This is a genomic window from Streptosporangium sp. NPDC051023, from assembly GCF_040689595.1.
Classification (GTDB): Bacteria; Actinomycetota; Actinomycetes; order Streptosporangiales; family Streptosporangiaceae; genus Streptosporangium.
In genome coordinates, this window is record NZ_JBFBCE010000020.1 from 24348 (window position 1) to 50697 (window position 26350).

The following is a 26350-nucleotide window of genomic DNA, read 5'->3' on the forward strand; positions in this document are numbered from 1 at the left end:
TAACGAGCTGGTTTTTTGTGCGAAACTCGCAGCACACCTACCGGACAGATCCGCACCGCAAAAGATTCGATGAGTTCGGCTGCGGTGGGATCCTGTTGTACGGAGCCGCCATGCCCGCCCCCAAGGAGCTGAATCCGGACACAGGCCCGCTGGCCCTTTTCGGTTACGAACTGCGAAAACGCAGAGAGACAGCAGGATGGACCCAGGAGCAGCTGGCCAGGAGAATGCGCTTCAGCGACAGTCTGATAGGGCAGGTGGAACGTGCCACCCGACGCCCCTCACGCATCTTCATCGAGCGCTGCGAAGAGGCGCTCGGCCTCCGGGGCGAGCTGCTCCAGCACTGGCCGGATCTCACCAGGGAAGGTTCGCCACGGTGGTTCCGCACCTGGCTGGAGATCGAGGGCGACGCCCACGCCATCCGTTCCTGGGAACCACTCGTGCTCCCGGGACTGCTCCAGACGGAGGACTACGCCAGAGCGGTCATCAGCGGCAGGCCCGGAGCGACCCCCGACCAGGTGGAGGAGGCGCTGGCCATCCGGATGGCACGGCAGAAGATCTTCCAGCGCGCCGATCCGCCGATGTACTGGGCGGTGATCGACGAGTGTGTGCTCAGACGCCCCATCGGCGGCCGTGAGGTCATGCGCCGCCAGCTCGAACACCTCTTGGAGATGCTGGAGTCCCCGCGCGTCAGCATCCAGATCGTCCCCTTCGACCTCGGCGCCACCACTGGGCTTCTGGGTGGATTCGCCATAGCTCAACTCCGGGGGGCACAGGACACGGCCTACTTGGAGTCGATAGGCACCGGACATGTAACCGATCGCCCGGAGGAGATTCAGGCCGTTAATCTCAGATATGAGACGATCCGCGGCGACGCACACTCACAACACGCCTCAACAAACATGATCAGAGAGATGATGGTGAGGGTATGGACGACCTGAGCGTTGAGCTGGAGACCGCCGCCTGGCGCAAGGCCACCAAGTCCGGATCGAACGACGGAAACTGCATCGAGGTCGCCCCTCTGTCGGGTGGCCGAGTCGGTCTGCGGGACACTGAGGCCCCCGGCCAGGCACCGTTCGTGGTGAGTGCGGGTGTGTGGGATGCCTTCATCGACGGCGCCAAGAAGGGCGAGTTCGACTTCTAGTCCGACAAACGACATGAGCCCTCGGCCACTTGGCCGGGGGTTCTCGTATTACATCAGGTCACACACATGTGTGGCTTACCTCAAACAGGTAGTACGCCTGGCGTGCATGAACGGTCCGGTTTAGCGTCGTGGAGACCTGTTCTCCCTGCGGGAACTGTCCGCCGGCGCCTCTGCTTCGACTTCGCCCTAGGAGTCGGCGACGGGAACAGACAGAACCCGGAAACCTGGACATTTATCGAGTGCAACCCCAACGGGCAGTGGGGATGGCTGCCTGATTCATCCGCGATGGCCGAAGCTGTCGCCGACACCCTGCTGGAAGGATGGTTCACATGAACCTGGCAGCCGAGCTTCGTCGTAAGCTGGCCAACGCGATCGGCTCCACGGACTGGCACACGGCGTTGGAAGCGGTGCCCCGCGAACTCTTCCTGGGCGACGCCGTCTACCGGTACGAACCCGAGCGCGGCTGGACTCCCGTACGACGGTCCGAGATGAGCACCGACGACTGGCTTGCCCTCGCATACACCGACGAGACGTGGGTGACCCAGATCGACGGAGTAATGGCCGAGGACGCGGCCGGACCGGTGGTCATCGTGCGGCCCACCTCGTCGTCCACCTTCCCGGGGTTGATCGTGCTGATGCTGGAAGCCGCCGGGATCAGCGAGGGGGACAGGGCGCTGGAAATCGGCACCGGACCGGCCTGGGACCTGCCGGCGTAGATCGCAAAAACAACGTGAGACCTTTGGGCCCCGGTAGGGGTCAGCGTGGTTCCGTCAGCGGGGGGCGAGCCCGTCCAGGGTGAGGCGCACCAGGCGATCGGCGTCCTCGTGGGATGTCTGCTCGCGGACCCAGGCGGCGGCGTTGATCAGGGTGAACACATCCGTTCCTGTCACATCGGGGCGGACGGCTCCGCTCCCCCGAGCGTGCGTGATCAAACGCTCGCCGATGTCGGCCATCCGCACGCAGGACGCGTGCAACTCCGACGCCTCGTCGTCAAGGCCGTTGGCCAGCATGGCCGCCAGCCCGCTGTAGGTGGCGGCGTGTTCCACGACCGCGCGCACCCAGTCGGCGAGGGCCTCTGTCCCCGACGGGTGGGCGAGCAACCGCTCACCGAACGCGAACAGGGCGTCGTTGCGGTCCCGGAGCAGCGCGCCGACCAGCGCGCGGCGGTTGGGGAAATGCCCGTAAAGCGTGCCGATGGCCACTCCGGCCCGGCGGGCAATGCTCTCCAGTGACGCCTCTGTGCCGCGCTCGCGGAAGGCGGAGTCGGCCTCGGCCAGAAGGCGCTCGTAGTTGCGCCGCGCGTCGGCGCGGGGGCGGCGGCTGCCGGTGCTCATGTGGGAGTCCCTGTTAATTCGAGGCTGCCTCGGTATATTGTTTTCGAGGCAACCTCAGTTTATTGCAGGGGTGCGCCATGTCATGAACGCGCCCCCGGCGGGAGAACTACCCATGATCTTGGTAACCGGTGCCACCGGATCCATCGGCACACAGCTGGTCCGGCGTCTCCAGCGGGATGGAGTGCCCTTCAAGGCGCTGGTCCGCGACGAGGCCAAAGGCAGCGCGCTGGACTGCGATGTCGTCGTCGGCGACTTCGACGACACGGACTCCCTCGCCGCCGCGATGCAGGGCGTCGACCGCCTGTTCCTCAACGCCGCCGGGGCGCAGCCGGTGTCCGGAGAGCAGCCGATGATCCGGCAGCAGCGGGCCGCCATCGACGCGGCACGGGTCGCCGGCGTGTCGAGGATCGTGAAGGTGTCCGTCTGGCACGCCCACGAAGGCGGAAGGCTCGCCGAGGGCGCGCACTGGGAGATCGAGCAATACCTCAAGGCGTCCGGACTGGGCTGGTCGCTGCTGCAGCCCAGCGGATTCATGCAGAACTTCATCACCGGGGCAGGCGCCTTCACCGAGGAGGGGAAGCTCGTCGGCGCTTTCGGGGACAGCCCCGTGTCCTACATCGACTGCCACGACATCGCCGCCTGCGGGGCCGTACTGTTGACCGGGCCGTACGGCCACGGCGAGACCTTCGTGCTGACCGGCCCGGAAGCGCTCACCCAGGCCGAGATCGCGCAGCGGCTTTCCGCCGCGCTGGAAAGAACCGTTGAGTACGTCGACCTGTCGCCGGACCGGCTTTCCGCCGCGCTGAAAGCTCAGGGCCTCCCGCCGCGGTTCGCCGACGATGTCGCCGCGCTGTCGCAGGCGGTGGCGAACGGTTCTCTCGCCACCACGACGACATCGGTGCAGGACCTCACCGGCGACAGGCCACGCACGTTCGAGGAGTTCCTGGCCGCCAACCTGGACGCGCTGAGAGCCGGCCTGGTGTCGTCGGGGGGATGAGACCGGGACCATTGGGAAACAGACGGCCACCGCTGTGATCATCCAGGTGGGGTGAGACGGAAGATCATGCGGTGGCCGCGGAAGAGCGTCGCCGCCGGCCGTCCGCGCCCCGGCCGGCGGACGTCTCACCCGTCCCGGGTGACGGTCACTGCAGGTGGTCGTGGATGGCCCGGGACTGGCGGGGGATGTCGACCCCGGTCCCGGGCCCGAACACCTGGTCGACGATCCGGGCCGCCGCCTTGCCGTCGGCGGGCGGGCGGAGGTCGGTGGTGAAGGCCCGGTAGCGCTCCGCGTGGTCCGCCGCCACCCGGTCGAGGTCGCGGATCGTGTCCGCGACCTCCCCTGCGGTGCGCAGCAGCGGTCCCGGCGCCAGTGTCTCCAGGTCGAAGGAGAAGCCGCGGACCTCGTCCCGGTAGTGCTCCAGGTCGTAGGCGTACAGCAGGATCGGCCGTCCGGTGACCGCGAAGTCGAACATCGCGGAGGAGTAGTCGGTGACGAGCACGTCGGCCACCAGGTAGAGGTCCCGGATGTCGGGGTAGGCGGAGACGTCGAAGACGAAGCCCGAGCCAACCTGGGGGACCCGGTCGAAGGTGTTCGGATGCCTGCGCACCAGGACCACATGGTCCTCGCCGAGCCCCCTCCACAGCCTGTACAGGTCGAGGTGCAGGTCGAACCGGGAACGGCCCCTGCCGTGGTATCTGTCGTCACGCCAGGTCGGCGCGTACAGGACGACCTTCCTGCCCTCGGGCAGGCCGATCCTCTCGCGGATCGCCGCGACGGGTCCCGGACGGGTCAGGGCGTCGTCGCGCGGGCTGCCCGTCTCCAGCACCTCCCCCTCGAAGCGGAAGGCGGAGCACAGCGTCCGCGTGCTCCACGGGCCGGGTGAGACCAGGTGGCTCCACTGCCCGACCTCCCTGGCCAGCCGTTCCCGGTGGGCGGGGTCGGCCAGCGGCCCCCTGTCGATGTCGAAGCCCACACGCTTGGGTGTCGCCCCGGGCCAGGTCTGCACGACCACCTGGTCCTCCCGCCGCCGGAACCACTTCGGGAGATAGGCGTTGGTGACGACGTATCTGCAGGTCGCCAGTGCCTCGAAGTGCTCACGCGCGGACGTCGGGACGGGAGTGACCACGTCGGGCAGCGCCACCTGGCCATCCCTGACGTGCCACAGGAACTCCAGGTCCGCCCCCCTGCGGTGCAGTTCCTCGTAGATCGCCCTGGGGTCGCCGGAGAAACGCCTGCCGCCGTGGCTGTCGAAGAAGACGGCCTCGCGAAGCGGCTCCTCCTGCCGCAGCCGGGCGTGGAGCCGGTCGCGCAGTGTCCGCCTCGCCTTGGGGTCCTGCGCCTCGCCGCGCAGGTCGCCGCCGACGACGAGCTCGGGGACGCCCTCCTGCCCGGTCTCGAAGACGACCTCTCGGTGCGGGGAGGTGTGGGTCACCGGCGCGTCCAGGCTGGCCACGATCCGCCGCTCGCGTCCTGCGGCACGTACGGCCATGCCGTACGTGCCGGAGGGCAGCGGCAGCCGCCCCGCGAGGGAGACGACCTCCCGCGGCGTCACCGTGACCGTGAAGCGCCCGCCGGACACGCGCAGCGGGAACAGATGCTCGTCGAACCGGCTGCGCGAGGTCACGACCAGGTGCGCGGGCTCCTCACCGACCGCGGTCCCGGCCAGTTCCAGGTCGCCCTCCCCGGTCCACTCGGCGCGCTGGACGTGGAAGGCGGAGGCGTGCTCCCGCAGCACGAGGGCGCCGGAGGCGCAGGCGCCGACGGTGAGGTCCCGGCCCGCGTGGACGTGACGGCACCCGGCGCCTCCCGCCGCCACCGAGCCCGCGCCCTCGACCTCGAACCGCCACTCGGTCGTCCTGTCGAGGATCCCGGCTTCCGGACTCGACGCGGGCAGCGCGGGAAGCCGGGAGGAGAGCAGTTCCCCGAGGTCGATCGCGGCGCGGAAGCTCCCGCCGGACACGCTGAGCGGATGCCTGCGGACCAGCCCGCCCTCGGCGCGGGACACGCGCAGCACGGGGTCGGGGCCGAGGTCCTCCAGGACGCGGCCCGCGAGCAGCAGCCGATCGCCGTCCGGGGTGCACTCCGTGGCCAGGACCCGCTCCCGTTCGACGCGGACGCGAAACTCCCCCGAGTCCGTCCAGTGGGGCCAGACCCGCACCCCCCGCCGCGGGCCGTGGTGCTCCAGCGGCGGCCCCTGGTGCGAGTCCTGCCTTCTCAGCCGTTCGCGTCTGAGCATGCCCCGGTGCACGACCCACAGGTCAACGCGCCAGGTCGTCTCGGCGCCCGCCAGTCTGTCGCCGTCGACGGCGAACCGGAAACCGCACCAGTCCTCCGACTCGCGGGAAACCAGCGAGGGGGCACTGAACACCGTGACCGGGACCCTGAACCCGCGCCCGGTGTCCTCCCGCACGAACCAGGCGAACACGTGCTGGTGCCTGTGCTCCTGCGGGCTGAGGTATCTCAGCGTCACCCTGCCCTGCACGCAGAGCCTTCCGCCCTCCCAGCGGACATCGTCGATCCGCTGCCTCGGCTCCAGCTCATGGCGGAGCCGGGTGACCTTGGACGGCAGCGGCACCGGGGCGGCGAGATGGTGACGGTGCAGGCGCCTGACGACCTTGGCGTCCGGCGGGACCGTCCGTTCCCACTCGAGGAACTCGAACAGCTCGGGCAGCCGGCGCTCCCGCACCAGCTGCCACCTCACCCGTTTCGGCGCGGGCAGCCGGGAGAGCACCCGGGGATCGACGGCGTCGAGGTACTCCCCGGCCAGGTCGAGGAAACACTCACGGAACGCCTCCCCGCCCCTTTCCAGCGCCTGGAGGAACACCGGCAGGTCGCCGTCGAGCACGGTCAGGTCCCAGGCGGGCACGTGCGCGGCGCGACCGGCACCGAGCAGGAAACGCCGCACCGAGGTGACCGAGGCGAAACGGTCCTCGACGCCCTTCACGTGTGTGCGGTCCTGGGTGATCGACAGGGAGTCGCCGTCCCGCTCCCTCCACAGGTAGATCGGGCAGGCGAGCACGTCGACGGCGGTGGCGAGGAAGTGGGCGGGCAGCGCGACCGAGGTGTCCTCGTAGAGCACACCCTCGGGGAACCGGAAACCGTGCTCCTCCCAGAACGACCGCCGCCACAGCTTGTTGGTGACCAGACGGTCCCTCAGCAGGGTCTCCCCACGGGTGACATGGGTCCGCGTGACCCGCTCGGCGAAGGTGTCCCTGTGCATGTTCGACTGCCACGCGCCCCGGCCGTTGAACCGGTGCACGTTCCCCGTGACGAGATCGGACCCGGTCTCCGCGAGGGTGGCCGCCATGGTCTCGAGGGCGTGTGTCGGAAGCATGTCGTCGCTGTCAACGAAGGCGAGGAACTCCCCCGACGCGGCCCGCAGGCCCGCGTTGCGCGCCGCGCCGAGCCCGGCGTTGGCCTGGCTGACGAGGACGAACCGCCCGTCCCGCTCGGCGAAACCCGCGGCGATCTCCGCGCTGGCGTCGGGAGACCCGTCGTCGACCATGACGACCTCGATGTCCCGCCACGTCTGGCAGGCGAGCGATTCCAGACAGGCCGCGAGGTACGGCTCCACATCGTAGATCGGAACGATCACACTCAGTCCTGGCAAGGTGTCGACCCCCATGGCTGGAACGAGCTGGAACGGATCCGGGACGACCGAAGAACAGGCGACCGATCCGGGTGACGACGATCAGCGGGAACACACGCCCTCCCCGCGCTCACGGTGTCCCACGGCGCCGGTACGGCGAGCGGTGACGCGAACCCGACCGGCGCCGACGAGCGGCGCGTGACCCGGTGGACGTCTCCGGTCACGACACCGGACGTCTCCGGACCGGGTCCCGTCCTGATGGACGTCGTCTGGCCGTTTCTCATCCTGGACGGCTCCCCCCGCGGGAGCGGGACCGCCTGCTGCGGCGGATGCCCGCGACGGAGAGCACTTTTCTGAGCCCTCTCCCGAGTCCTTTTCTGAGTCCTTTTCCGAAGACCCTTCTGAGGCGCCGCGCCGGTGTGCGGTCGAGCCTGCCCTGCAGCAGCACCGTCCTCCGCTTCCAGCGCAGTGCCTTCTTCCTCCACCGCCTGGCCTTGTCGGAGATCCGGGGTGGGCTTTCTTCGACCGCCTCCATCGCCAGCAGCCCCCAGGTCTCCCCATCGAGCCACTGCGTGCCGAAGGCGGCGTCCACGACCTCCTCGAGGTCGGAGGCGCCGCGGCCCGTCACGAGCATCCGGGCGCGGCTGAACGCGGCGGTCCGTTCGAGCCTGGCCGCGACCACCCCGTCACGCCCTCCGGGGTCCTTCCCGCCGCCCTCCGCCAGTGCCAGTGAGACGAGCCCGTACTCCTCCTCGTTCGCGAGCCGGGTGAGCCGGTGCAGGCAGTCGGCCCCGGGCACCCAGCCCGGCGGGCACACGAACCTGAAGGGGGCGGGGAAGGGGCTCTCCGCCACGCTCTCCACCAGGTCGACCCGGCCGTCGTGCGCGTAGAGTTCGTGGATGAGCCGCAGGTCGATGTCGGGGTCGTCGAGCGGGGCGCGGCGCCCGCCGGGAACGGCCGTCCAGGGCCCCACGACGGCGACCCTGACGTCGGCGACCGCGCCGCGCAGGAACCCGTCGACCGTGGCGCGGACCTGCTCGTAGGACGCGTCGCCGACCGTCACCACGACCTCGACGAACGGGACCTCCCACTGCCTGGCGGGGTGTTTGCGCAGCCAGCGGTAGCTGGGAACCCGGTTGGCGAGGAAGACCCAGTTGTGCCGCTTGACCTCCCGCTCCCTGCGCATCATCGTGGACGCCCCCAGGTGGCGGCTGCGGGACTCCCCGTCCGCGACGAAGACCGCGCCCGCCTGCGCCAGGCGGTAGCCGAGCTCGGTGTCCTCCGCGAGGACCAGGGAGGTGTCCATTCCCCCCGCGGCGCGCAACAGCGAGGCGGGTAGCGAGGCGCTCGCGCCGACGTGGACCTTGAACGCGTCGAACCCCGCCTCCCGCAACCCCCTCGTCTGCTCTATGTACTCGCTGCTCCAGGTCTCCGTGACGTTGCCCCCGGCGCCCCCGGCGTGTCCGGCGTGTCCCGGGGGCGCCGTGCCCTCGGCGCCCTCGGCGCCCTCCACCTCGAACAGCTTCTCCGTCGCGTCCGCGCTCACCGCGGCGTGCACCTCGGCGGGACCGAGATCCGCGTCCCAGGTCGCGACCATCTTGAGCCTGCCGAGCACGGTGAAGTAGTCGGCCAGGTGGTGCCAGCGCATCTGCGCCTCGACCTGCTCGCGGAAGACGACCATGTCGGCGTCGAGCCAATGGATCACCTCCCCGTCCGCCACGTCGACCCCGGTCTTGCAGGCCCACGCACGCCCCCATCCCCCGGGGCGACTCCGCACGATCCGGGTGTGCTCGGGGACGATCTCGGGAAGCCGTAGCGCGGGCTCGCTGCCGTCGTCGACGACGACGACCTCCATCAGGTGGCCGGGATAGCTCTGCGCGGCCAGGCTCGCGAGGGTCAGTGGGAGGCTGCGGGAGCCGTACGCGGGGATGACGACGCTCACGGTCCTGCTGGGAGTCCAGGCGCCCAGCGCTGGAGGGGTCACGGCGCCGAAGTCGTTGAGCCGGATCAGCGGCTGCGCTCCCCTCGCCGGATGGACGCGCACGTCCTGCATGTTCATCGTCGACACCTTCATCTATGCCTCGTCACGCTCTCCGGTCGCGGAGAGCCCTTCCATTTCCATCAGCGGATTGGCGTGGAGCCCCCTCCACTGCCGCCTGAACGACCGGAGAAAGGCGTTGATGGGCTCCTGCCACGTGTGACCGGAGGCCTCCCTGCGCCGGAGGATGTAGTTGAAGCCGTGGGTGCGGTAGACCCTTCCCCCGGCCGCCGCGACCGACTGCAGCAACTGGCCGTCCACGGTGCGCGGAATCGGCCGGAACCCTCCCGCGTTGTCGAACGCCGCGCGGGACATCAGCATGGTGCCGCCGGCCACGATGCCGGTGTAGGTCTCCGTGGCCAGGTCACGGCGTACGGTGACACCGATCCGCTCCAGGTAGACGAACTCTGGCGCGGAGCCGACCAGGTCGGCGGACGAGTAGCGCTGCGCGAGCAGCAGGTCGGACAGATGGTCGGGGCCGTACCAGTCGTCGTCGTCCATCTTCGTCAGATAGGCCCCCGAGGCCCGTTCCGCGGCCTGGTTGAGGGCGTCCCCGAACACCAGGCGCGAGTCGGCCTCGATCACCGTGATCGCTCCCCGGTACGCGGAGAGGGCCGCCGCGGCGTCCGGATGGTCGGCGGGGAAGCCGTGCAGCGTCAGGATCACCTCGACCTCGGGTCCCCGCTGCCTGCCCACCTGTTCGAGCGCGAACCCGACCATGTCGGGCCGCCGCGTGCACAGCAGCACCGAGACCGTCTGCGGGGCCCGCGGCCTCAGGCCGCTCGCGGCGGCGATCCTGCGCCACCTGCCCGCGACACCGTGCAGATCCAGCGCGCACCGCCGCAGCCTGATGCTGTACTGCTCGCGGACCAGGGCGTCGGACAGCCGTTCCGCGGCGAACCCGTCCAGCAGCGCCGCCAACTCGCCGCCGAGCAGGTCACGCCACGCCGCCCCGGGCTCGGCGACCACGGGGACGCCCGCTGCCGCGAGGCCGCAGACGGCACGGGCGACGCCGAGCGGGACGCTCCAGGCGGCGCCGAGGTCGACGGCGACGCCCGCGAGCCCGCGCAGGCGGGCGACGTCCACGTCCGTGAGGGATCCCGAGACCGGGAGGCGTACGACGACGTCCTCCCCGACCACCTCGGGCGCCCCCGACCGCTCGACCAGCTGGGCGACGGGGCCGTCCGCCGTGGGGAGGAAGCCGATCGGACAGACGGACCGCTCATCGATCGGCGCGAGATGGTCGGGCCCGAAGCGGCCGGGCGCGGGATCGCCGGGTTCGGGGCGGTCGACCAGGGGCGCGGTCTCCGCCTGCCAGACGGGAGCGTCCGGGCCTGCCGTACGGAGGGAGAGGTCGCATCCCGGCGCGTCGCGCCTGGCCGGAACGGGGCCGGAGACGGGTGCCGGGGTGGCGTTGGGGTCTCCCGGCCGCCAGTGGCCGGTTCCCACCCCGGCGAGGGAGACGACCGGGGTGTGCAGCGTCTCGCGGGGAAGGCCGCCCAGCCCGCGGGCGAGAGCGCGCAGGACGTCGCCCGCGGGCGCGGGCCTGCCGAAGGTCACATCGACGCGCCACGAGTAGGCGGGCGGGCGCCCCGAGTCGCGGGCGCGCCGTTCCCCCCTGCGGACCCGGATGTCGCGCAGTGTGCGCCAGAACGGGGCGCCGTCCGGGACGGGCACGGGCGCCATGCGCCACGGCGGGGAGTCGGCGACGATCACCGTCAGCGCGTGGGCCCGCGGCAGCATGCCCCCGTACGGCACCGCCCGCCGCAGGTCGGCGGGGGTCCTCGCGAGGAGGAAGAAGTCCTCCCGCTGCTCTTTCCCCCGCTCCTGAGCCCGTTTCCCGTTCTCCCCCGCGCGCTCCTTCCCGTTCTCCTCCGCACGCTCCGCCGCCGCGATCACGTGATCGGCGGGGACGACGTCCAGGTCGGTCCAGGTCGCGTCGATCTCCTCGCACAGCCTCGACAGAGCCGCCGGGCTGCCCTCGAACCCGATGTGACAGCCGAGAGCGGGAGGCCTCGTATCCGGTTCGCGGTTCATCCGCCGCTCCTGACGAACACGTCCAGGCCCTTCTCCGCCGGGTAGCCGGTACGGACGACCTCGGGGAAGCGAACGGCCCAGTGGTCGCTCACCGCCTTGTCCCCCTCCCGCGCGGCGTCGTCGAGGAAGATCGCGACCTGTTCCGAGCAGTGGGGCAGCAGGAGCGGGAGCGCGGGATAGCGCGCGTCGGGACCGGTGTCGCCGGGCGGCCCGTCGACGAAAATGAGGCCGACGTCCGCGATGCCCGCGAGGGCCTCCTGGGAGTACCAGAGATAGGTCTCCGACTCGTTCTCCCACGGCCCGAGCGGCGCGTCGCGCACCTCGACGACGGCGGAGAGCCCGTGCGCGCGGACCAGGTCGCGGCTCGCCTCCGCGTAGCGCGGTTCGTGCTCAAGCGCCACGATCGTCGCCCCGATCCGCTCGGCGACGTAGCCGAGCCACACGCTGGAGGACCCGCTGCCGCACTCGACGATCATCTTGGGCCTGGTCCTGAGGATCCATCCGGCCATCACCCGCAGCACGTCGGGCGACGCGGCCCAGCCCCTGAGCGCGGGAAGCGGGGCCCGGGGGGTGATGAGCGCCCTCAGGTCGGTGAACGCCTCCAGCTGCGCGTACGAGCGGTCGATCGCCTTCTCCAGGGAGCGGCACTCCTTGCCGACGCGGGTGAACCCGCGCTCGACCAGATCGTGCGACCTGGTGACGGCGCGGAGGCATTCGGCGTGCCGCGCCCCGCTCTCGTTCTCCAGCGAGCCGACCCTGCGCTCAAGACGGGCGAGCGCCCTGCCCGTCGCCCTGCCTGCCCGTTTGGTCCTCGCGTTGCCCCGCCGGGACACGCGCAGCACCGAGCGCACGGCGATGAGCGTCAGGCCCCCCGTCCCGGCCACGAGCCCGGCGGACAGCACCGAGGGCAGGCGCGCGTCGATCTCACCCGCGCCGTACGCCAGCGCCGACGCGGCCAGCGCCAGACCGGCCGCGACCTTGAGAGAACGACTGGGAACTCTTTTCGACGGCATACGTATCCGGCCTTTCGGGAAATTGCCCGCACGGATCGCCTTTCAGCGCCCACCGGCCATTCAACGGGCAACGTTGTGAAAATAACGTAGTGGCCACGTCAAAGCGGCGGCCCGCGCTTGGCCCGGGCTTTGCGAAGCCCGGGCCAAGGGCTTGCGCACCATAAGGAAATGCCGGGATTCATCCCTGAATTTCACGGGAAACTCACCGAAAAACGCGCCCCCTTGAGGAGGAGCGGCGCCACCCTCTCCACTGGGACAGTCCGGCACTCACCGACAGTGACGCGGAGAACGCGGAATGACACAAGACGTCTCCCCGGAACGCCGTACCATCGGGAACCCCTGTCCTCGTTCTCAGAAACGATTGTCGGGCCGTACTTTCGTCCGATACCCACATGTCCGAAATCCCCCAATGATCAAGACATGCGGAAATTCGCGGCCCTGTTACTGGGGCTTTTCATACCTATCACCCCTCTCACGCCGGTGACGGCCGCCACGACGCGGGCCGCCGAATCCAGCGGCGTGATCTCCTGGACGCCCTGCTCGGAGGATCCGACGGCGGAGTGCGGGACGCTCGCCGTACCGATCGACTGGAAGCGCCCGGCGAGCGGCACGTTCGACGTGGCCGTCGCCCGCCGCAAGGCCGCCGACTCTGCCGCCAGGATCGGCGCGCTCGTGCTGGGGCCGGGCGGTCCCGGCAACTCGGGGGTTGAGGAGGTCCTCTACGGCCCGCAGTACTTCAGCCCCGAGATCCTGCGCCGCTTCGACCTCGTCAGCCTCGACCCGCGCGGCACGAACCGGAGCCACCCCGTGGTCTGCTCCACGGACCTGATGGCGCAGGCGCCCGATCCGATCATGAAGAGCCAGGCCGACTTCGACAAAATGCTGGCCTACAACGAACGTCTGCGCGCCGACTGCAGGGCCCGCACCGGCCCGCTGTTCGACCACGTCGACTCCCTCAGCACCGCCGCCGACCTCGATGCCTTCCGTGCCGCGCTCGGCGAGGAGAAACTGAGCTTCTACGGCGTCTCCTACGGCACCCTCCTCGGCCAGCAGTACGCCGAGCGCTACCCACGCCGGGTCCGCGCCTTCACACTCGACAGCACCATGGACCACAGCCTCGACACCCAGGGCTTCCTGGACACCGAGACCTGGGGCATGCAGGACGCCTTCAACGAGTTCGTGGCCTGGTGCGAGCGGGACAGCCGCTGCCTCCAGCACGACGGGGACGTCAGGGCACTATGGAAGGGGCTGCTGGCCCGCGCCGATCGCGGTGAACTGCCCGATCCCGAGCAGCCCGACACCAAGGTGACCGCGCCCATGCTCGTCAACACCGCGATGGGCTACTTCTACAGTACGAACTCCTGGCCGCCGTTCTCCGAGCTCCTCGCCGCCCTCGACACCGGCGGGGCGACACCCAAGGGGGCGTTGCCCCTGGTGCCCCCGGCGGCCGCCAGGACGGAGGAGGTCACTCCCAACACCGTCCAGATCCTCTGCCTGGACTTCCGGCTGCCCGTCCGCGACTACCGCGAGTACGGCAAACACCTGCGCCGCCTGGCGAAGATCGCACCCGACATGCGGTACAACCTCCAGGCGCTCCTGCCGGTCGTCTCCTGCCTCGGGCAGCCGGATCCGATCCCCAACCCGCAACATCACCTGAGGGTCCGCACGGACACTCCGCTGCTGGTCGTCAACTCCAAGCACGACCCCGCCACCGTCTACCCGTGGGCCACGAGCACCGCCCGCCAGCTGGGCCGCTCGGGCCGGCTGCTCACCTACGAGGGCTGGGGCCACATCACCTACCACAGGGGGACGTGCGTCACCCAGGCCGTCGACTCCTACCTGATCTCGCAGACCCTCCCGGCGCGGGGAGCCAGTTGCCCGGCCGTCCCGCCCACCGACGAGGCCAACAGGCTCCAGGAGCTCGGCCCCCGGCGACCCGGCACACTGGGCTGGACCTCCCTCTTCTGACCCCTTTCTTGGCCCCTTCCGCTCTCCCCGCTCGTACGCGCGTCGTGGACGCGCGTACGAGCACACACGGTGGACGCTCACACTTCATCCTCGGACGAGCGGCATCGGGCACCAGCTCCGCACGGAGAAATATCCCCACAAAAACCGTTATTTCGGCCATCAACTGGATTTCGGACGTCCGAAACGCCTGCCACCTCGCCGCCCGTCTCACCTCTGTCACGAATGCGAGGAGGCCGAGGCCGGGAAACACAGACACCACATGGCGTTCCATGAAGTGCCGTAAGACGCGGAGACCCGCTTCGCCGACCTCGCAAGTGGTCCGAAAGCTCACAATTCCCCACTATTCCTATTTTTTCATATTTGACTGATCATCAGTCCATGCGACGATTAGCCGCCCTGTTACTGGGCCTCGCCATTCCTCTCTCGTCCCTCGCGCCGGTCGCGGCCGCCACGACACGGACCGCCGAAGCCGGAGCCGTGATTTCCTGGACGCCCTGTCCGGAGGAACCGGCCGTGGAGTGCGGGACGCTCGCCGTACCGATCGACTGGAACCACCCGGAAGGCGGCACGTTCAACGTGGGCGTCGCCCGCCACAAGGCCACCGATCCGGCCGCCAGGATCGGCGCGCTCATGCTGGGGGCGGGCGGCCCCGGAGGATCGGGGGTGGAGATGGTCTTCGGAAGCCTCAAGGACCTCAGCCCCGAGATCCTGCGCCGCTTCGACGTCGTCAGCCTCGACCCTCGCGGCACCAATCGGAGCCATCCCGTGGTCTGCTCCATAGACCTGGTGATGCAGGGACTTCCCCCGATCATGAAGAGCCAGGCCGACTTCGACAAAATGCTGGCCTACAACGAGCGTCTGCGCGCCGACTGCCGGGCTCGCACCGGCCCGCTGTTCGACCACGTCGACTCCATCAGCACCGCCGCGGACCTCGACGCCTTCCGCGCCGCGCTCGGTGAGGAGAAGCTGAGCTTCTGGGGCGTCTCCTACGGCACCCTTCTCGGCCAGCAGTACGCCGAGCGCTACCCGCGCCGGGTCCGCGCCTTCACACTCGACAGCACCATGGACCACAGCCTCGACACCCAGGGCTTCCTGGACACCGAGGCCTGGGGCGCGCAGGACGCCTTCAACGAGTTCGTGGCCTGGTGCGAGCGGGACAGCCGCTGCCTCCAGCACGACGGGGATGTCAGAGCGCTCTGGCGCGAACTGCTGGCCCGCGCCGACCGCGGCGATCCGAGTCTCTCGGGGCTCTCGGGGCAGGAGGGCACCTCGATGGCCGCGTTCACGCTCATCGAGACCGCGACGGGCCTCTTCTACGATCCCGCCAACTGGGAGTACTTCTCCCAGTTCCTGGCCGAGGTCAACGGCGGCCGGACTTCGCGTCTGGGCCCGCCGCCCGCCCCGTTCAGCGGGCCGCCGGACGTCTACCCCTCCCCGCTCCAGATCTTCTGCCTGGACTACCGGCTGCCCGTCCGTGACTACCGCGAGTACCGCGAGCACCTGCGTCGGCTGGCGAAGATCGCGCCCGACATGCGGTTCAGCCCCATCGCGCTCCGCCTGACCGCCGGCTGCCTCGGACAACCGGCCCCGACCCCCAACCCGCAGCGCCGTCTGCGAGTCCACACGGACACGCCGCTGCTGGTCGTCAACTCCCTGCACGACCCGGCCACCGTCTACCCGTGGGCGGTGAGCACGGCCCGCCAGCTCGGCCGCTCGGGACGACTGCTCACCTATGAGGGCTGGGGGCACGGCGTCTACGGGCGTGGAGCGTGCGCCACGGGGGCCGTCGACTCCTACCTGATCTCGCAGACCCTCCCGACGCCCGGAGCCCGCTGCCCGGCCGTCCCGCCCTCCGAGGTCAACCCGCTCCGGGAACGCGTCACCCCGCCACTCGGCACGTCAGGCCGACTCCCCTACCTGTTCTAACCCGCCCCGATCCCCTTCTGGCCTCCCCGGGCTCGCCTTCGCGCGAGCCCGGGGATCTCACGGACCCGACTATCCCGCCCGACACCTAAAAGAAGTTGAATGCGTCAAATGTCGCCTTTCTCGGGTTATATCCGCTTCAGGTTGCCTCGCGTTCATCACTATTCGAGGGTGCTTACGGGTGTTACTCTTCCGAAGTTCGGATCATCCATAATTGGCCCGCCCGCATTCGTGCCCCCGGCCGCTCTCACCCGAGCGATTTCCCGCGAAAGCCCACAGCGGGCCTGTTCCCTCCCCGCAGACCCGTAGATCATCCGGGCTTCCGGAAACGGGTCACCCTCAGTTTTGGAGCGTTACATGCCGAACGGCAAGATCTTCATGACCCGAGGTGTCCTGCGCGACCTCAAGACCGGGAGCACCTATGACATCCCGCAGGAGCTCAGGACTCAGCCCGTGGGCACCCTCGTGACCTACACGCTCGCCTCACCCCGGGCCGTCGGCAGCATCACACCGGGCCTGACCGGCATGATCATCGCGAACAACGCCGTCGACGACGAGGCGGGTCTGCTCGTCCCCCTCAAGACCGCGCTGCGGGGGGCCTACCCCGACCGCACCCGCGTCCGGTTCTACGGCACCGCCGACGAGGTCAGCGGGGTGGACGCGCTCCAACTCGTCATCGGCGCCCAGAGCCGCCGGGTCGACCTCATGGACCCGGCGGAGAGCGCCCCCTCCCCCCTGTCGAGCCTGGGCGTGTCGATCGAGCAGGACGCCCAGGACAAAACCGACTTCGACGATGACCAGCTCTACTACCACGTCGGAGCAGGCTCCGCGTGGACCACGCGTATCCACACCTGCACCGTGCTGGCCATGTGGAGCCGCACGGCGAAGATCTCCTACCTGTCCCACGCCGACAGCAGCACGTCCTCGCAGACGATCGCGCAGCACATGGGGGAGTTCTTCACGGCCGCGACCTCGAAGAAGGCCGACCTCACCGCGACCGGTGAGCTGAGCATCGTCCTGTTCACCGCCAAGGACACGCTGACCAGCAAGAACAGCTCACTCGAAAGCATCCTGCACGCGCTGGACCTCCTCTCCGCCGCCCATACCAGGGCCGTCTACGAGCGGGCCAGGTGCCACATCGCCGGCCCCAGCGACGCCATCGTGGTCTCGACGGACGCGCCCCCCAAGGTGCTCCTCGCCTACCAGGACCACCTGAAGTACCTGCTGAACCGCTACGCCATATATGGCGAGCAGAACATCCGGGGCTTCCTCATCGGCGTGCTGCAGGACGCCATGGTGAACGCCGAGTTCGAGCCCGACGCGTACGAAGCGGCGAAGAAGGCCAAGACGCAGAACGACAGGGACCTCTACCTGCTCCTGGCCGCCCTGGTGGGCTACGACGAGAAGAAGGCGCTCGAACGCTGGGACTGGTGACCGTTCGAGCGCCGGTACGGCGAGCAGTGAGGCGGGGAGGACCGGCGCTGATGAACGGCGCGCAACCCGCTGAAAGAGCCCGGTCACCGCGCCAGCCGTACCATCCACGCCCTCCGGTGACCGAGGATGGCCACCGGAGGACTCACGCCCGTTCCAAAAAGGTCAGCCGAAGTGGCCGCCCTTGATGCTTTCGACGAAAGTGGTCCACTCACCGGGGGCGAAGACCAGCGCAGGACCGGCGCTGTCCTTGCTGTCACGGACACCGACCCGCCCCTGGAGCAGCATGGCGATCTCCACGCACTCACCGCCGTCCGGCCCGGAGAGCGATGACTTCATCCACTCGGCCCTGTTCAGGTCGTCCATCGGCTTCTCTTTTCCTCGATCAGGACAAGGGACTCGCGCTGGGACAGGGCTTCGGCTCGGATTGCCTCGTACCACGTCAGCGTCTCCCTCACCTCTCCCGGCTGATCTGTGGTGTGCCCACGCAGCGCGGATTGCAGGTACACGGTATCCACCATGCCCTTGCTCTGCGCAATGACAAAACCGCCGAGAAGGCCCGTGGTCGCCCGTGCGATGTAAGGGAGCACCTGAATGGTGATGTGGGGTTGTTGGGCCGACTCCAGCAGGTGGTCGAGCTGCCCCAGCATGACTTCGTCGCTTCCCACCGGACGCAGAAGAACGCCTTCGTCGATGACGACCCAGAGCATGGGCGGATTCTCACGCCGCAGAACCGCTTGACGTTCCATTCGGGAGGAGAGTGAGTTCTCCGCCGACGCGGAAGACACCCCAGGCTTTCCCCTGAGAATGGCGCGGGCGTATCCCTCTGTCTGGAGAAGCCCGGGAACGGTGAGCGGATGCCAAGCGCGGAAGCTTTCCGCCTGTTGCTCGATCTCCACCCACTCCCGGAACCATGGTGGGATCTTGGCGTTCATGTTGTCGATCATCGACTTGAGACGCCCGAGCGCTCCTTCGAGTTCGAGTGCCTCATCACACCTTCTGACGAAATCATCAGTAGGTGGCCTTTTCCGGTTTCGGTCATACTGACCAAACCATACGAACTTACGGGAGACGGCCATCGTGTCGGCGAAGCCGTAGGCGATGGCCTCGTCAGCGTCGAGGATCTTGTCCCTCCGAGGCGCAGCGACCTACGACGTCGAGCCTCGCCCGGCCGAGCCCCGACGCTCCGGCATCGCCGCCGAGTACCAACCACCGGAAAAGCCCGACAGGCCCTGCTAAGGCCTGTCTGATGATTCGGCGTGGCGAAGCCAGAGCATGATCGACGCGATGGTGACGCCTTCGAGGTAGCGACCGGCGAGCTTGTCGAATCAGCGCACGGGTACGGCCTGCGGCACAAGCGCGGACGGCTCGCCCAGCCATACTTCCTGGCGGCCGTTGACGGTGACGGTCAGCCCGAACTCCTCATGTCCCGGCTGTCCCTGCCCGACCCACCAGCGGTGAGCGACTTCGACCTCGTCCCACAGGCTGCGGGGACCGCCCTGGTAGACCTGTGAGTCCGCAGGGTCGTCCTCGTCGAAGTACACCGCCGCCCAGGACCGATCACTTAGACCGAACAGCCACATGGTCTGTACTCCCTGCGGGCTGCGCGCGAAGGCACGGGCGCAATCGGGCACCAGCAGGCCGAGCGCGAAGTCGGAGGCCGCATAGTCGGATTCGTCCACGATCTGCGCGGCTGGCAGCTCAGTGGTCGAGCGGCGAGTGTCGATGGGCCAGCCCTCTCCAGGGAGGTAGTCGTCGTACTCGGGCCAGTCCAGGCGTTGGGAGCGCACATGCATGAACCGGGCAGCGCCGGTGAAGTGTCCGCCGGCGGTGCCGTCGTCGGCCACTGTCAGGCGCACGATGGCGTTTTGCCCGCTGTAGCGGCTCCCCCACGGCATCACCAGCACCCCACCGGGGCGGGTCTGCGCGATCCAGGCCCCGGGGACCTCGTGAACGCCCACTGTCACCAGAATCCGATCGTACGGCGCCCGCTGCGGCCAGCCGAGCAGACCATCACCGGTAACAATCTCGGGATGCCACCCGGCGGCGGCCAAGGCCTTGCGTGCGGTCTCGGCCACCGTCTCGTCGACCTCGACGGAGACGACGTTGCGTTCTCCGAGCCGGGCCGACAGCAGCGCGGCGCACCACCCTGTCCCCGTGCCGATCTCCAGCACCCGCACCCCGTCGACCACCGACAGATCGGCGAACATGGAGAACACCGCGCTGGGCATCGAGCTGGAACTGGTCGCCAGCTCACCGGGCGCGGCGCCGGTGTGGCGACCGTCGTCCCACTGCGTGACGATCGCCACGTCGGCGCCGGCCCAGCGCTGCCACTCCTCAGGATCCTCAGCCCGGGAGACGGCGATGTGCCCCTGATCCGTGGAGGGCCACATCGCCTCGGGCAGGAACAGCTCGCGGGGGACCGTCTCGAAAGCCGACGTCCAGTCGGGGGTCAGCGTTCCGGACCTCAGCAACAGGTCGCGCAGCCTGCGCCGCCCCGGCTCCACGGTCACTTCTTCGGGTTCGGCTTCTCATGCTTCCCACCCGGTGCGGCGCCGTCCGACTGTGCCGGTGTCGGCTTACCGGGACGGAGCTTGTCATGCTCGGCAGGCTTACCTGCGTGGTCTCCCATGCGTCTTCCTTCTCCCACCGGACTCTTTACGTAGAGTGATTGCCTGTAAGCGTAACGTCCGGCAGCGTGGCTCAGTAGGCATTCAAAAGACCGGGGAGGTTCACCGGGCCGCGCGCCGTTATCGGTCGCGAGTGATGGCGGCGATCACGGGGAGGAGCGCGAGGGCGACGACGCCACAGGCGAGAGCCAGGGTGGAGAAGCCGCTGACGGCGACGACGAGGCCCGAGGCCATGCCGCCGGAGGCCCCGGCGACGGCGACGGCGACGTCGACCAGGCCCTGGGTTCTGGCGCGGGTGGCCGTCGGGACGGCGTCGGTGATGATCGTGGTACCGGCGACGAGACCAAAGTTCCAGCCCAGCCCCAGCAGCGCGAGGGCCGCCGCGAGCGGGGCTACGGAGTCGCCTGGGGCGACGGCGGCGACGATCCCGGCCGCCAGCAGGGTCAGCCCGGAGGCGACGGCGACCGTGAGGCGGCCGTAGCGGTCGACGAGCCATCCGGTCAGGGGTGAGGGCAGGTACATCGCGCCGATGTGGATGGCGATGACAAGGCCGGAGGCTGCGGTGCCGTGGCCGTGGTCGTGCATGTGGACGGGCGTCATCGTCATGATCGCAACCATGACCAGCTGGGTGAGCGCCATGACCAGCACACCGACCAGCACGCCGGAGCGGCGCCTTTCGACCGCCGGACGCGACCGGCCGTCGGCGTCGCCCGGCTGCGCGTACGCCTTGGCGGTGCGTTCGGCCTCCAGGGTGCGGGCCAGCAGCAGCGGGTCAGGGCGCAGCCAGATGGCCAGGACCAAAGCGGCCATCGCGTAGGCGGCACCGGCGAGAAGGAACGGCCCCGCCAGGTGGGGGATGCCGAGGGTGTGGGCGAGGTCGCCGGTGGGCGCGGCGAGGTTGGGACCGGCCACCCCGCCCAGGGTGGTCGCGACCAGCACGGTGGACACGGCACGGGCGCGGTGGGCGGGGGCGGCCAGATCGGCTCCGGCGTAGCGCGCCTGCAGGGTGGTGGCCGTGCCGGCACCGTAGACGAACAGCGCGAGGAACAGCAGGACGGGGTTGCCGACGACGGCGGCGGCGATGACACCCACGCTGCCGACCGCACCGGCCAGATACCCGGCGGCAAGACCAGGGCGGCGGCCACGGGCCTGGGAGATGCGCCCGACGGCGACGGCCGCCAGCGCGGAACCGGCGGTGCCCAGGGCACTGGGCAGACCGGCGAGGCCGGTGGAGCCGAGCATGTCTTGCGCGAGCAGTGCACCGACGGTCACGCCGGCCGCCAGTCCGGCGCCGCTGAGGACCTGGGCGACAACCAAGACGATCAGGATGCGACGCTGCGTCCGGGAGTGCGAGGGGTCCTCGATCCGGGCAGGCACGGAAGTCGTCAAGGGGGAGTTCCTTCGATAGGCGTGACCCGGCAGGACGGCGCCACCGGCGCGGTTCCGACGGGTGAGGTCGGCGGAGGCGAAGGAACAGGCCGACGGGCGCGGCCGAGATATCGGCCGCGCCCGGCCTGCCCGGTCAGCCCAGGTCAGCCCAGGTCAGCCCAGGTCCAGGCGGTCCACCAGGCCGGCGGTGGTGAAGGCCGCCACCACTTCGGCACGCCCCTCGGTGAAGTGGGCCCAGCTGTCGTAGTGGACGGGAACCACCCGGCGGGCGCCGAGGACCTTTGCGGCCTCGGCGGCCTGGGCGCTGTCGAGGACGATCAGCGCGCCGTCGAAGAGGACGGGGAAGCGGGGAGCCCCGGCGAAGAGGATGGCGGTGTCCACCGGGCCGAAGCGCTCGGCGATCTCCCTGACCAGGTCGAGCGATGCGTTGTCGCCGCTGACGTAGACCGTGGGCAGGCCCTCCCCGGTCAGGACGAACCCGACGACCTGGCCGGTGACCGGTTCGACCTCCTCACGCGCGCCGGGCCCGTGGACGGCGGGCACGCCCGTCACGGTGATCGTGCCGCCGCCGGGGCGGTCCAGCTCGATCGACTCCCAGTCGGCCAGCCCCCTGGCTCCCTTCCCCAGGCGCCGCCCGCCTCCGGGCGTGGTGAGGGTGAGCGGGACGTCGGCGAGTAGGGCCCGCCCTGAGGTGTCGAGGTTGTCGGGGTGCTCGTCGTGGGAGAGCAGGACCACGTCGACGTGGCCGAGGTCGGCGGGCGCGGCGGAGGAGGGGGCGGTCTTGGTCAGGATCGGGCTGCCCGACCTCTGGAGGTCGTCGGGAGCGTAGTAGTCACCGGGAGCGTCGAAGGTCGGGTCGGTGAGAAACCTCAACCCACCGTATTCGAAGAGGGCGGTCGGGCCGCCGAGAACGCGGACGGGGAACTGCTCATCGATTGAGCCTGCAGAGGCCACAGGAAACTCCTCACGGATGAAGGCCGGTCTATCCGTGAACTGACGGTAGTTGTTTCTCATGGATGAATGCAAGCCGTAACATGAGACCCATGAGGGAGACCCTGATCGCCGAGTCCGCGCCGCCGCCCGCGCCGGGGGCGGAGCAGTACCCCGCCCTCGACTTCGTCAACAGCGCCGTCGCGCTGCCCGGCGGGCAGTTCATCGACCTTCTCGGCACCCCTGCGACGGCGAACCATTGGCTCACGAAACACGGCCTTGCTCCGGCCGACGCCGGGGTGCAGGAGATGTGCACGGCGCAGTTGCGCTCGCTGCGCGAACATCTCAGGTCACTGTTCGCCGCCCGTGTCGCCGCGCTTCCCGCCCTGCCCGTGCCCCTGGCCGCCGTCAACGACGCGCTGAGCAGGGTCCCCACGGCCGCCCTGCTGTACTGGGACGAGAAGAACGGCCCCTACCGCGCGGTCCCGTGCCCCGTCAACGAGATCCTCGACCACGCCCTCGCGACCCTCGCGGCCAACGCGGCCGACCTGCTCACCGGACCCGACGCCGAGCGCCTCACCGCCTGCGGATCTCCCCCCTGCAACCGCTACCTGCTGCGCCACGGCCGCCGCCACTGGTGCTCCATCCGCTGCGGCGACCGCGCCCGCGCCGCCCGGGCCTACGCCCGCCGCCCCCGGCCCGGGACGCGGTGAGCGAACAAGGTCTCCCCGGGGAGTCTCATCCAGGGGTCTCCCCGAGACGTCTCGCATGGGACCTCTCACCTCACCCGCCCGCACCTCCGCCTCCACCGTGCTCGTGCTTGTCTGAGCGCCGGTACGGCGAGCGGCGAGGCGGGAACGACTTCGGCGGCGGGATCGGCGAGTTGCTCGGCGTCTCCGCGCTCGGCGCCGCCGCGGTGGCCTGCGCCGTGATCGCGACCCGTGAGCTCGCGCCCACCTGGCTGACCTGGTTCGGCGCGGCTGTCGTCGTGGCGTCGGCGCTCCCGCTGGCCGAGCTGGCCGGGGTGGACGCCGGGGCGCTGACCAGTGTCGGGGTCGCCTCCGTCCAGCTGTGGCTCCTCGCCGCAGCCGCCGTCCTGGTCGCGCGTGCCCGCGGGCATCACCGCTGACCAAGCCCCTCCCCGCCCGAGGGGCGATGATCCGGCGCGGCGGGGAGGTGGCCCCCCGCCGCACCGGCGTGACGCGAGCGCCCTACCGTCCGGGCGGCATCCGGCCCCGCGGCCGTACCCGGGAACGCGCCCACACCGTCATCAGGGTGACGAAGCGGGTTCAGACCGGTGTCGTGACCGTGGGTGAATCGCCTGAACCAGTAGGTTGTGCCTGCGGGGCGGAAACTTCCGCGGGCTTGGAATTCACCAGCCACAGGCCGGTGAACACGGCGCAGACCAAGGTGACGGCACCGGCCGCGACGAAGGCGCTGTTGAGGCCGGCCTCGAAGGACGCTCCATCGGATTCCCGGGTGCGGACGATGGCTCCGAGCACCGCCACGCCGAGCACCGCGCCGATCTGCCGGGTGGTGCTGCTGATGCCCGACGCGAGGCCTCCCTCCTGTGGGCCGACCGCCTGGATGGCGGCGCCGGTCAGCGGGGACATGGTCAGAGCGAAACCGATGCCGACGACGGCCAGCCGCCACCACACGTTCCCGTAGCCGGTGTCCGCGTGCACCAAGCCCAACGCCAGCAGTCCCAGCCCGGCCAGCGCCAGGCCGATGGTGACCACGATCCGGAAGCCGTACTTGGCGGCGAGTCGGCCCGCAAACGGGCTGACGATCACCATGCCGAGCGAAATGGGCAAGGTTTGCAGGCCGGCGCGCAGAATCGAACTGCCCTGGACGTATACGAAGAACTGGGAGAAGAAGAAGGACGAACCCATGAGCGCGAAACCCACCACGACCATCGCCGTGTTGGACACCGTGAACAGCCGCTGCCGGAACAGCCGCAGCGGCAGCATCGGCGTCGAGCCACGTCCTTCGACGACGAAGAAGACGGCGAGGATCACCACCGCGGCGGCGAAGCCGCCCAGGATCACCGGCGAGGTCCAGCCACGGGAACCGCCCTCGATCAGCCCATAGGTCAACGCTCCCACACCCAGGACGGACAGGACCGTCCCCGGGATGTCGATCGTCGGCGCGCCGGGATTGCGGGACTCGCCCAGGATGTACAGACCTGCCAGCAGCAGGACCGCGCCGATGGGCACGTTGACGAGGAAGATGGCGGGCCAGCCGAAGGCGTCCACCAGAATGCCGCCGACCAACGGTCCGGCGGCCAGGCCGATTCCGCTGAATCCGGCCCACAGCCCGATCGCCTTGACGCGTTCCTGCGGGACGGGATACGCGGCGGCGAGCAGGGCCAGCGAGGCGGGACTCAGCGCCGCGGCCCCGATGCCCTGCACCACCCGTCCGGTGATCAGCCAGCCGATCGAGGGTGCGACAGCGCACAGCGCGGACGCGATGGTGAACACCGTGACACCGGCCAGGTACAGCTGCTTGCGGCCGAAGCGGTCGGCGAAGACGCCGCCGGACAGCAACAGCATGGCGACCAGCAGCACGTAGGCGTCGACGATCCATTGCAGGCCGGTCAGTTGAGTGTGTAATCGCTGCTGCATGTCGGGCAGTGCCGCGCCGACAATGGTGCTGTCGAGCAGCACCATGAACTGCCCCAGGCAGGTCACTGTGAGCAGGGTTGCCTGGTTCGATCGAATGCCTACGGCCACAAGCGGTCCCTCCGACCCTTCGAGATGCGCATGCCTCTGCACGATAGTTCGATAATTCCGAAGTGTCGAATAGTGAGGTATCGTTGAGGCATGCGACCGCTACCTCAGCCCCCGCGCGAGTCACTGACACTCGCGTCAGTGCTGCACGCGCTCGGCGATCCGGTGCGCCTGGAGTTGGTACGGCGGGCCTGGATCAATCCCGAGTCGACCTGTTCCGCTCTCGCCGACGGTTTGGACGTGCCGATGTCGACGCTGTCCAACCACTGGCGGATCATGCGCGAGGCCGGGCTGATCAGCATGACCGTCGACGGCCGACACCGGCGGATCCGGCCACGCGCCGACGATCTACGCGATCGCTTCCCGGGCTTGCTGGATCCGATCCTGCGCCTCGGTACGGCCGAGCCGTTGAACAGCGGCCTGCCGTAAAGGTTTCGGCGTGCGCTGACATGGATGTCAATCCCTGGCATCGGGCACGTGTCCACCGTCGGGCAGCATCTAGTCGGATGCGTCTCGGCTGAGGGAGTGCGCAGACCAGGGCCTCTGCGCCGTCGATCCGGCTGGGTGTCGGTCAGTTCTTTCCGATGTTGGCTTCGAACTCGGCGACCGTCGCGAGGGTCTGCGGGAACAGCCGGCCGAACGGGTCGTTCCGGTCATAGACCGAGCCGCCCAGGCCGAACAGCACGCCGCGGCCGGACCGGTCGAACTTGGTGACGGTGAACACCGACCCGTCCCAGACGACGGCGAGGGCCTGGTCGAGGCCGGCGCGGTTGCGGCGGGCAGTGCCGGAGAAGCCATGGTCGATGTAGAACCGGTATCCCGAATCGCCATCCACGGCGGCCGGCAGCAGGAGCCCGAGTTCGTCGTAGAGCCGCAGGGCCTTCGGCGACAGCCGAGCTGCCCGAGCGAACGCTCCGATCGTCAGCAGCTCCCGCACCACTCCTCCTCGTCCCGGCCACGACGACCGGTGTCAACGATGCTGGGGCTTCACCCAAGGGGAAGGTCAACAACATCACCACCCTTCCACGCGCCTTGGCAGGACCGCTCCGACAGCCGGTCCACCAGCTCGCGCATCTGCGCCTGGTCGTCCGCGGCCTTCTCTGCGGGTCGTACCGGGCCATCACGCGCGTGCTCGCAGCAACTCCCAGCTCCAGGCCATGACCGCGCGCAGCGTGCGGTGCCGGGGCAGCGCGGTGCG

The 26350-nt window shown here is 69.6% G+C and carries 22 protein-coding genes; 10 read left to right on the forward strand and 12 right to left on the reverse strand.

The annotated features are described in order from the left end of the window. Positions 1 to 110 precede the first annotated feature (110 nt). The 3 genes from AB0395_RS15520 (at position 111) to AB0395_RS15530 (ending at position 1857) form a co-directional block, all read left to right on the forward strand. Positions 111 to 938: a helix-turn-helix transcriptional regulator gene (locus AB0395_RS15520; protein ID WP_366281010.1), complete on the forward strand. Its 828-nt coding sequence runs from the start codon at positions 111 to 113 to the stop codon at positions 936 to 938. Then, positions 926 to 1141: a DUF397 domain-containing protein gene (locus AB0395_RS15525; RefSeq protein ID WP_366281011.1), complete on the forward strand. Its 216-nt coding sequence runs from the start codon at positions 926 to 928 to the stop codon at positions 1139 to 1141. Before AB0395_RS15520 ends, AB0395_RS15525 begins: the two co-directional genes overlap by 13 nt. A 329-nt stretch (positions 1142 to 1470) precedes the next feature. Further along, entirely contained in the window at positions 1471 to 1857 is a 387-nt protein-coding gene (locus AB0395_RS15530) for a hypothetical protein (RefSeq protein ID WP_366281012.1), read from the forward strand. A gap of 54 nt (positions 1858 to 1911) precedes the next feature. Here AB0395_RS15530 and AB0395_RS15535 read toward each other — a convergent pair whose 3' ends face one another. Then, positions 1912 to 2475, reverse strand: coding sequence for a helix-turn-helix domain-containing protein (locus AB0395_RS15535; RefSeq protein WP_366281013.1), 564 nt, complete (start codon positions 2473 to 2475; stop codon positions 1912 to 1914). Positions 2476 to 2587: 112 nt separating this feature from the next. Here AB0395_RS15535 and AB0395_RS15540 point away from each other — a divergent pair, with 112 nt between their 5' ends. Further along, entirely contained in the window at positions 2588 to 3472 is an 885-nt protein-coding gene (locus tag AB0395_RS15540) for an SDR family oxidoreductase (protein ID WP_366281015.1), read from the forward strand. A 145-nt stretch (positions 3473 to 3617) separates the two neighbouring features. Here AB0395_RS15540 and AB0395_RS15545 read toward each other — a convergent pair whose 3' ends face one another. From AB0395_RS15545 to AB0395_RS15560, 4 genes are all read right to left on the reverse strand, one after another. Next, positions 3618 to 7070 carry a CDP-glycerol glycerophosphotransferase family protein gene (locus tag AB0395_RS15545; RefSeq protein WP_366281016.1) on the reverse strand — a complete coding sequence of 1151 codons (3453 nt, stop codon included), beginning with the start codon at positions 7068 to 7070 and terminating at the stop codon, positions 3618 to 3620. Between the two features lie 274 nt (positions 7071 to 7344). Further along, positions 7345 to 9123, reverse strand: coding sequence for a glycosyltransferase (locus tag AB0395_RS15550; RefSeq protein ID WP_366281017.1), 1779 nt, complete (start codon positions 9121 to 9123; stop codon positions 7345 to 7347). Between the two features lie 15 nt (positions 9124 to 9138). Further along, positions 9139 to 11139, reverse strand: a complete 2001-nt coding sequence (locus tag AB0395_RS15555; protein WP_366281018.1) for a glycosyltransferase — start codon at positions 11137 to 11139, stop codon at positions 9139 to 9141. Continuing rightward, a complete protein-coding gene (locus AB0395_RS15560; protein WP_366281019.1) occupies positions 11136 to 12152 on the reverse strand; it encodes a class I SAM-dependent methyltransferase in 1017 nt (338 codons plus the stop codon). The genes AB0395_RS15555 and AB0395_RS15560 overlap by 4 nt, the downstream gene beginning before the upstream one ends. Positions 12153 to 12572: 420 nt before the next feature. Here AB0395_RS15560 and AB0395_RS15565 point away from each other — a divergent pair, with 420 nt between their 5' ends. The 3 genes from AB0395_RS15565 (at position 12573) to AB0395_RS15575 (ending at position 17477) form a co-directional block, all read left to right on the forward strand. Next, positions 12573 to 14120 (forward strand): alpha/beta hydrolase, encoded by a 1548-nt coding sequence (locus tag AB0395_RS15565; protein WP_366281020.1) that lies wholly within the window; start codon positions 12573 to 12575, stop codon positions 14118 to 14120. Positions 14121 to 14498: 378 nt separating this feature from the next. Next, positions 14499 to 16046 carry an alpha/beta hydrolase gene (locus AB0395_RS15570; RefSeq protein WP_366281021.1) on the forward strand — a complete coding sequence of 516 codons (1548 nt, stop codon included), beginning with the start codon at positions 14499 to 14501 and terminating at the stop codon, positions 16044 to 16046. Positions 16047 to 16400: 354 nt separating this feature from the next. Then, a complete protein-coding gene (locus AB0395_RS15575) occupies positions 16401 to 17477 on the forward strand; it encodes a hypothetical protein (RefSeq protein ID WP_366281022.1) in 1077 nt (358 codons plus the stop codon). Positions 17478 to 17639: 162 nt separating this feature from the next. Here the strand turns inward: AB0395_RS15575 and AB0395_RS15580 are convergent, their stop codons facing one another. From AB0395_RS15580 to AB0395_RS15600, 5 genes are all read right to left on the reverse strand, one after another. Continuing rightward, entirely contained in the window at positions 17640 to 17840 is a 201-nt protein-coding gene (locus AB0395_RS15580) for a DUF397 domain-containing protein (protein WP_366281024.1), read from the reverse strand. Next, on the reverse strand, positions 17828 to 18409 hold the full coding sequence (locus AB0395_RS15585; protein WP_366281026.1) for a DUF5753 domain-containing protein: 582 nt from the start codon (positions 18407 to 18409) through the stop codon (positions 17828 to 17830). The genes AB0395_RS15580 and AB0395_RS15585 overlap by 13 nt, the downstream gene beginning before the upstream one ends. A 393-nt stretch (positions 18410 to 18802) precedes the next feature. After that, entirely contained in the window at positions 18803 to 19987 is a 1185-nt protein-coding gene (locus tag AB0395_RS15590) for a methyltransferase domain-containing protein (RefSeq protein ID WP_366281027.1), read from the reverse strand. Positions 19988 to 20224: 237 nt separating this feature from the next. Beyond that, entirely contained in the window at positions 20225 to 21493 is a 1269-nt protein-coding gene (locus tag AB0395_RS15595; protein ID WP_366281028.1) for an MFS transporter, read from the reverse strand. A 153-nt stretch (positions 21494 to 21646) separates the two neighbouring features. Further along, positions 21647 to 22447, reverse strand: coding sequence for an MBL fold metallo-hydrolase (locus tag AB0395_RS15600; RefSeq protein ID WP_366281030.1), 801 nt, complete (start codon positions 22445 to 22447; stop codon positions 21647 to 21649). 89 nt (positions 22448 to 22536) lie between these two features. Between AB0395_RS15600 and AB0395_RS15605 the strand changes: the two genes are divergently transcribed. Then, positions 22537 to 23136 carry an ABATE domain-containing protein gene (locus AB0395_RS15605; RefSeq protein ID WP_366281031.1) on the forward strand — a complete coding sequence of 200 codons (600 nt, stop codon included), beginning with the start codon at positions 22537 to 22539 and terminating at the stop codon, positions 23134 to 23136. A 107-nt stretch (positions 23137 to 23243) separates the two neighbouring features. Then, on the forward strand, positions 23244 to 23552 hold the full coding sequence (locus AB0395_RS15610; protein ID WP_366281032.1) for a hypothetical protein: 309 nt from the start codon (positions 23244 to 23246) through the stop codon (positions 23550 to 23552). A gap of 160 nt (positions 23553 to 23712) precedes the next feature. On the opposite strand, the gene AB0395_RS15615 is transcribed toward AB0395_RS15610, so the two are convergent. Continuing rightward, on the reverse strand, positions 23713 to 25113 hold the full coding sequence (locus tag AB0395_RS15615; RefSeq protein WP_366281033.1) for a DHA2 family efflux MFS transporter permease subunit: 1401 nt from the start codon (positions 25111 to 25113) through the stop codon (positions 23713 to 23715). A gap of 132 nt (positions 25114 to 25245) precedes the next feature. On the opposite strand from AB0395_RS15615, the gene AB0395_RS15620 reads away from it, so the two are divergent. After that, complete coding sequence (locus AB0395_RS15620) at positions 25246 to 25581, forward strand: helix-turn-helix domain-containing protein (protein WP_366281035.1); 336 nt, start codon at positions 25246 to 25248, stop codon at positions 25579 to 25581. 142 nt (positions 25582 to 25723) lie between these two features. Here AB0395_RS15620 and AB0395_RS15625 read toward each other — a convergent pair whose 3' ends face one another. Further along, positions 25724 to 26089, reverse strand: coding sequence for a MerR family DNA-binding transcriptional regulator (locus AB0395_RS15625; protein ID WP_366281036.1), 366 nt, complete (start codon positions 26087 to 26089; stop codon positions 25724 to 25726). Positions 26090 to 26350 lie beyond the last annotated feature (261 nt).

Excerpts from the sequence above, each read along its gene's own strand:
- AB0395_RS15520 (WP_366281010.1), top strand. The coding sequence starts at position 111 with ATGCCCGCCCCCAAGGAGCTGAATCCGGACACAGGCCCGCTGGCCCTT.
- AB0395_RS15525 (WP_366281011.1), top strand. The coding sequence starts at position 926 with ATGGACGACCTGAGCGTTGAGCTGGAGACCGCCGCCTGGCGCAAGGCC.
- AB0395_RS15530 (WP_366281012.1), top strand. The coding sequence starts at position 1,471 with ATGAACCTGGCAGCCGAGCTTCGTCGTAAGCTGGCCAACGCGATCGGC.
- AB0395_RS15535 (WP_366281013.1), bottom strand. The coding sequence starts at position 2,475 with ATGAGCACCGGCAGCCGCCGCCCCCGCGCCGACGCGCGGCGCAACTAC.
- AB0395_RS15540 (WP_366281015.1), top strand. The coding sequence starts at position 2,588 with ATGATCTTGGTAACCGGTGCCACCGGATCCATCGGCACACAGCTGGTC.
- AB0395_RS15550 (WP_366281017.1), bottom strand. The coding sequence starts at position 9,123 with ATGAACATGCAGGACGTGCGCGTCCATCCGGCGAGGGGAGCGCAGCCG.
- AB0395_RS15555 (WP_366281018.1), bottom strand. The coding sequence starts at position 11,139 with ATGAACCGCGAACCGGATACGAGGCCTCCCGCTCTCGGCTGTCACATC.
- AB0395_RS15560 (WP_366281019.1), bottom strand. The coding sequence starts at position 12,152 with ATGCCGTCGAAAAGAGTTCCCAGTCGTTCTCTCAAGGTCGCGGCCGGT.
- AB0395_RS15565 (WP_366281020.1), top strand. The coding sequence starts at position 12,573 with ATGCGGAAATTCGCGGCCCTGTTACTGGGGCTTTTCATACCTATCACC.
- AB0395_RS15570 (WP_366281021.1), top strand. The coding sequence starts at position 14,499 with ATGCGACGATTAGCCGCCCTGTTACTGGGCCTCGCCATTCCTCTCTCG.
- AB0395_RS15575 (WP_366281022.1), top strand. The coding sequence starts at position 16,401 with ATGCCGAACGGCAAGATCTTCATGACCCGAGGTGTCCTGCGCGACCTC.
- AB0395_RS15580 (WP_366281024.1), bottom strand. The coding sequence starts at position 17,840 with ATGGACGACCTGAACAGGGCCGAGTGGATGAAGTCATCGCTCTCCGGG.
- AB0395_RS15585 (WP_366281026.1), bottom strand. The coding sequence starts at position 18,409 with ATGAACGCCAAGATCCCACCATGGTTCCGGGAGTGGGTGGAGATCGAG.
- AB0395_RS15605 (WP_366281031.1), top strand. The coding sequence starts at position 22,537 with ATGAGGGAGACCCTGATCGCCGAGTCCGCGCCGCCGCCCGCGCCGGGG.
- AB0395_RS15620 (WP_366281035.1), top strand. The coding sequence starts at position 25,246 with ATGCGACCGCTACCTCAGCCCCCGCGCGAGTCACTGACACTCGCGTCA.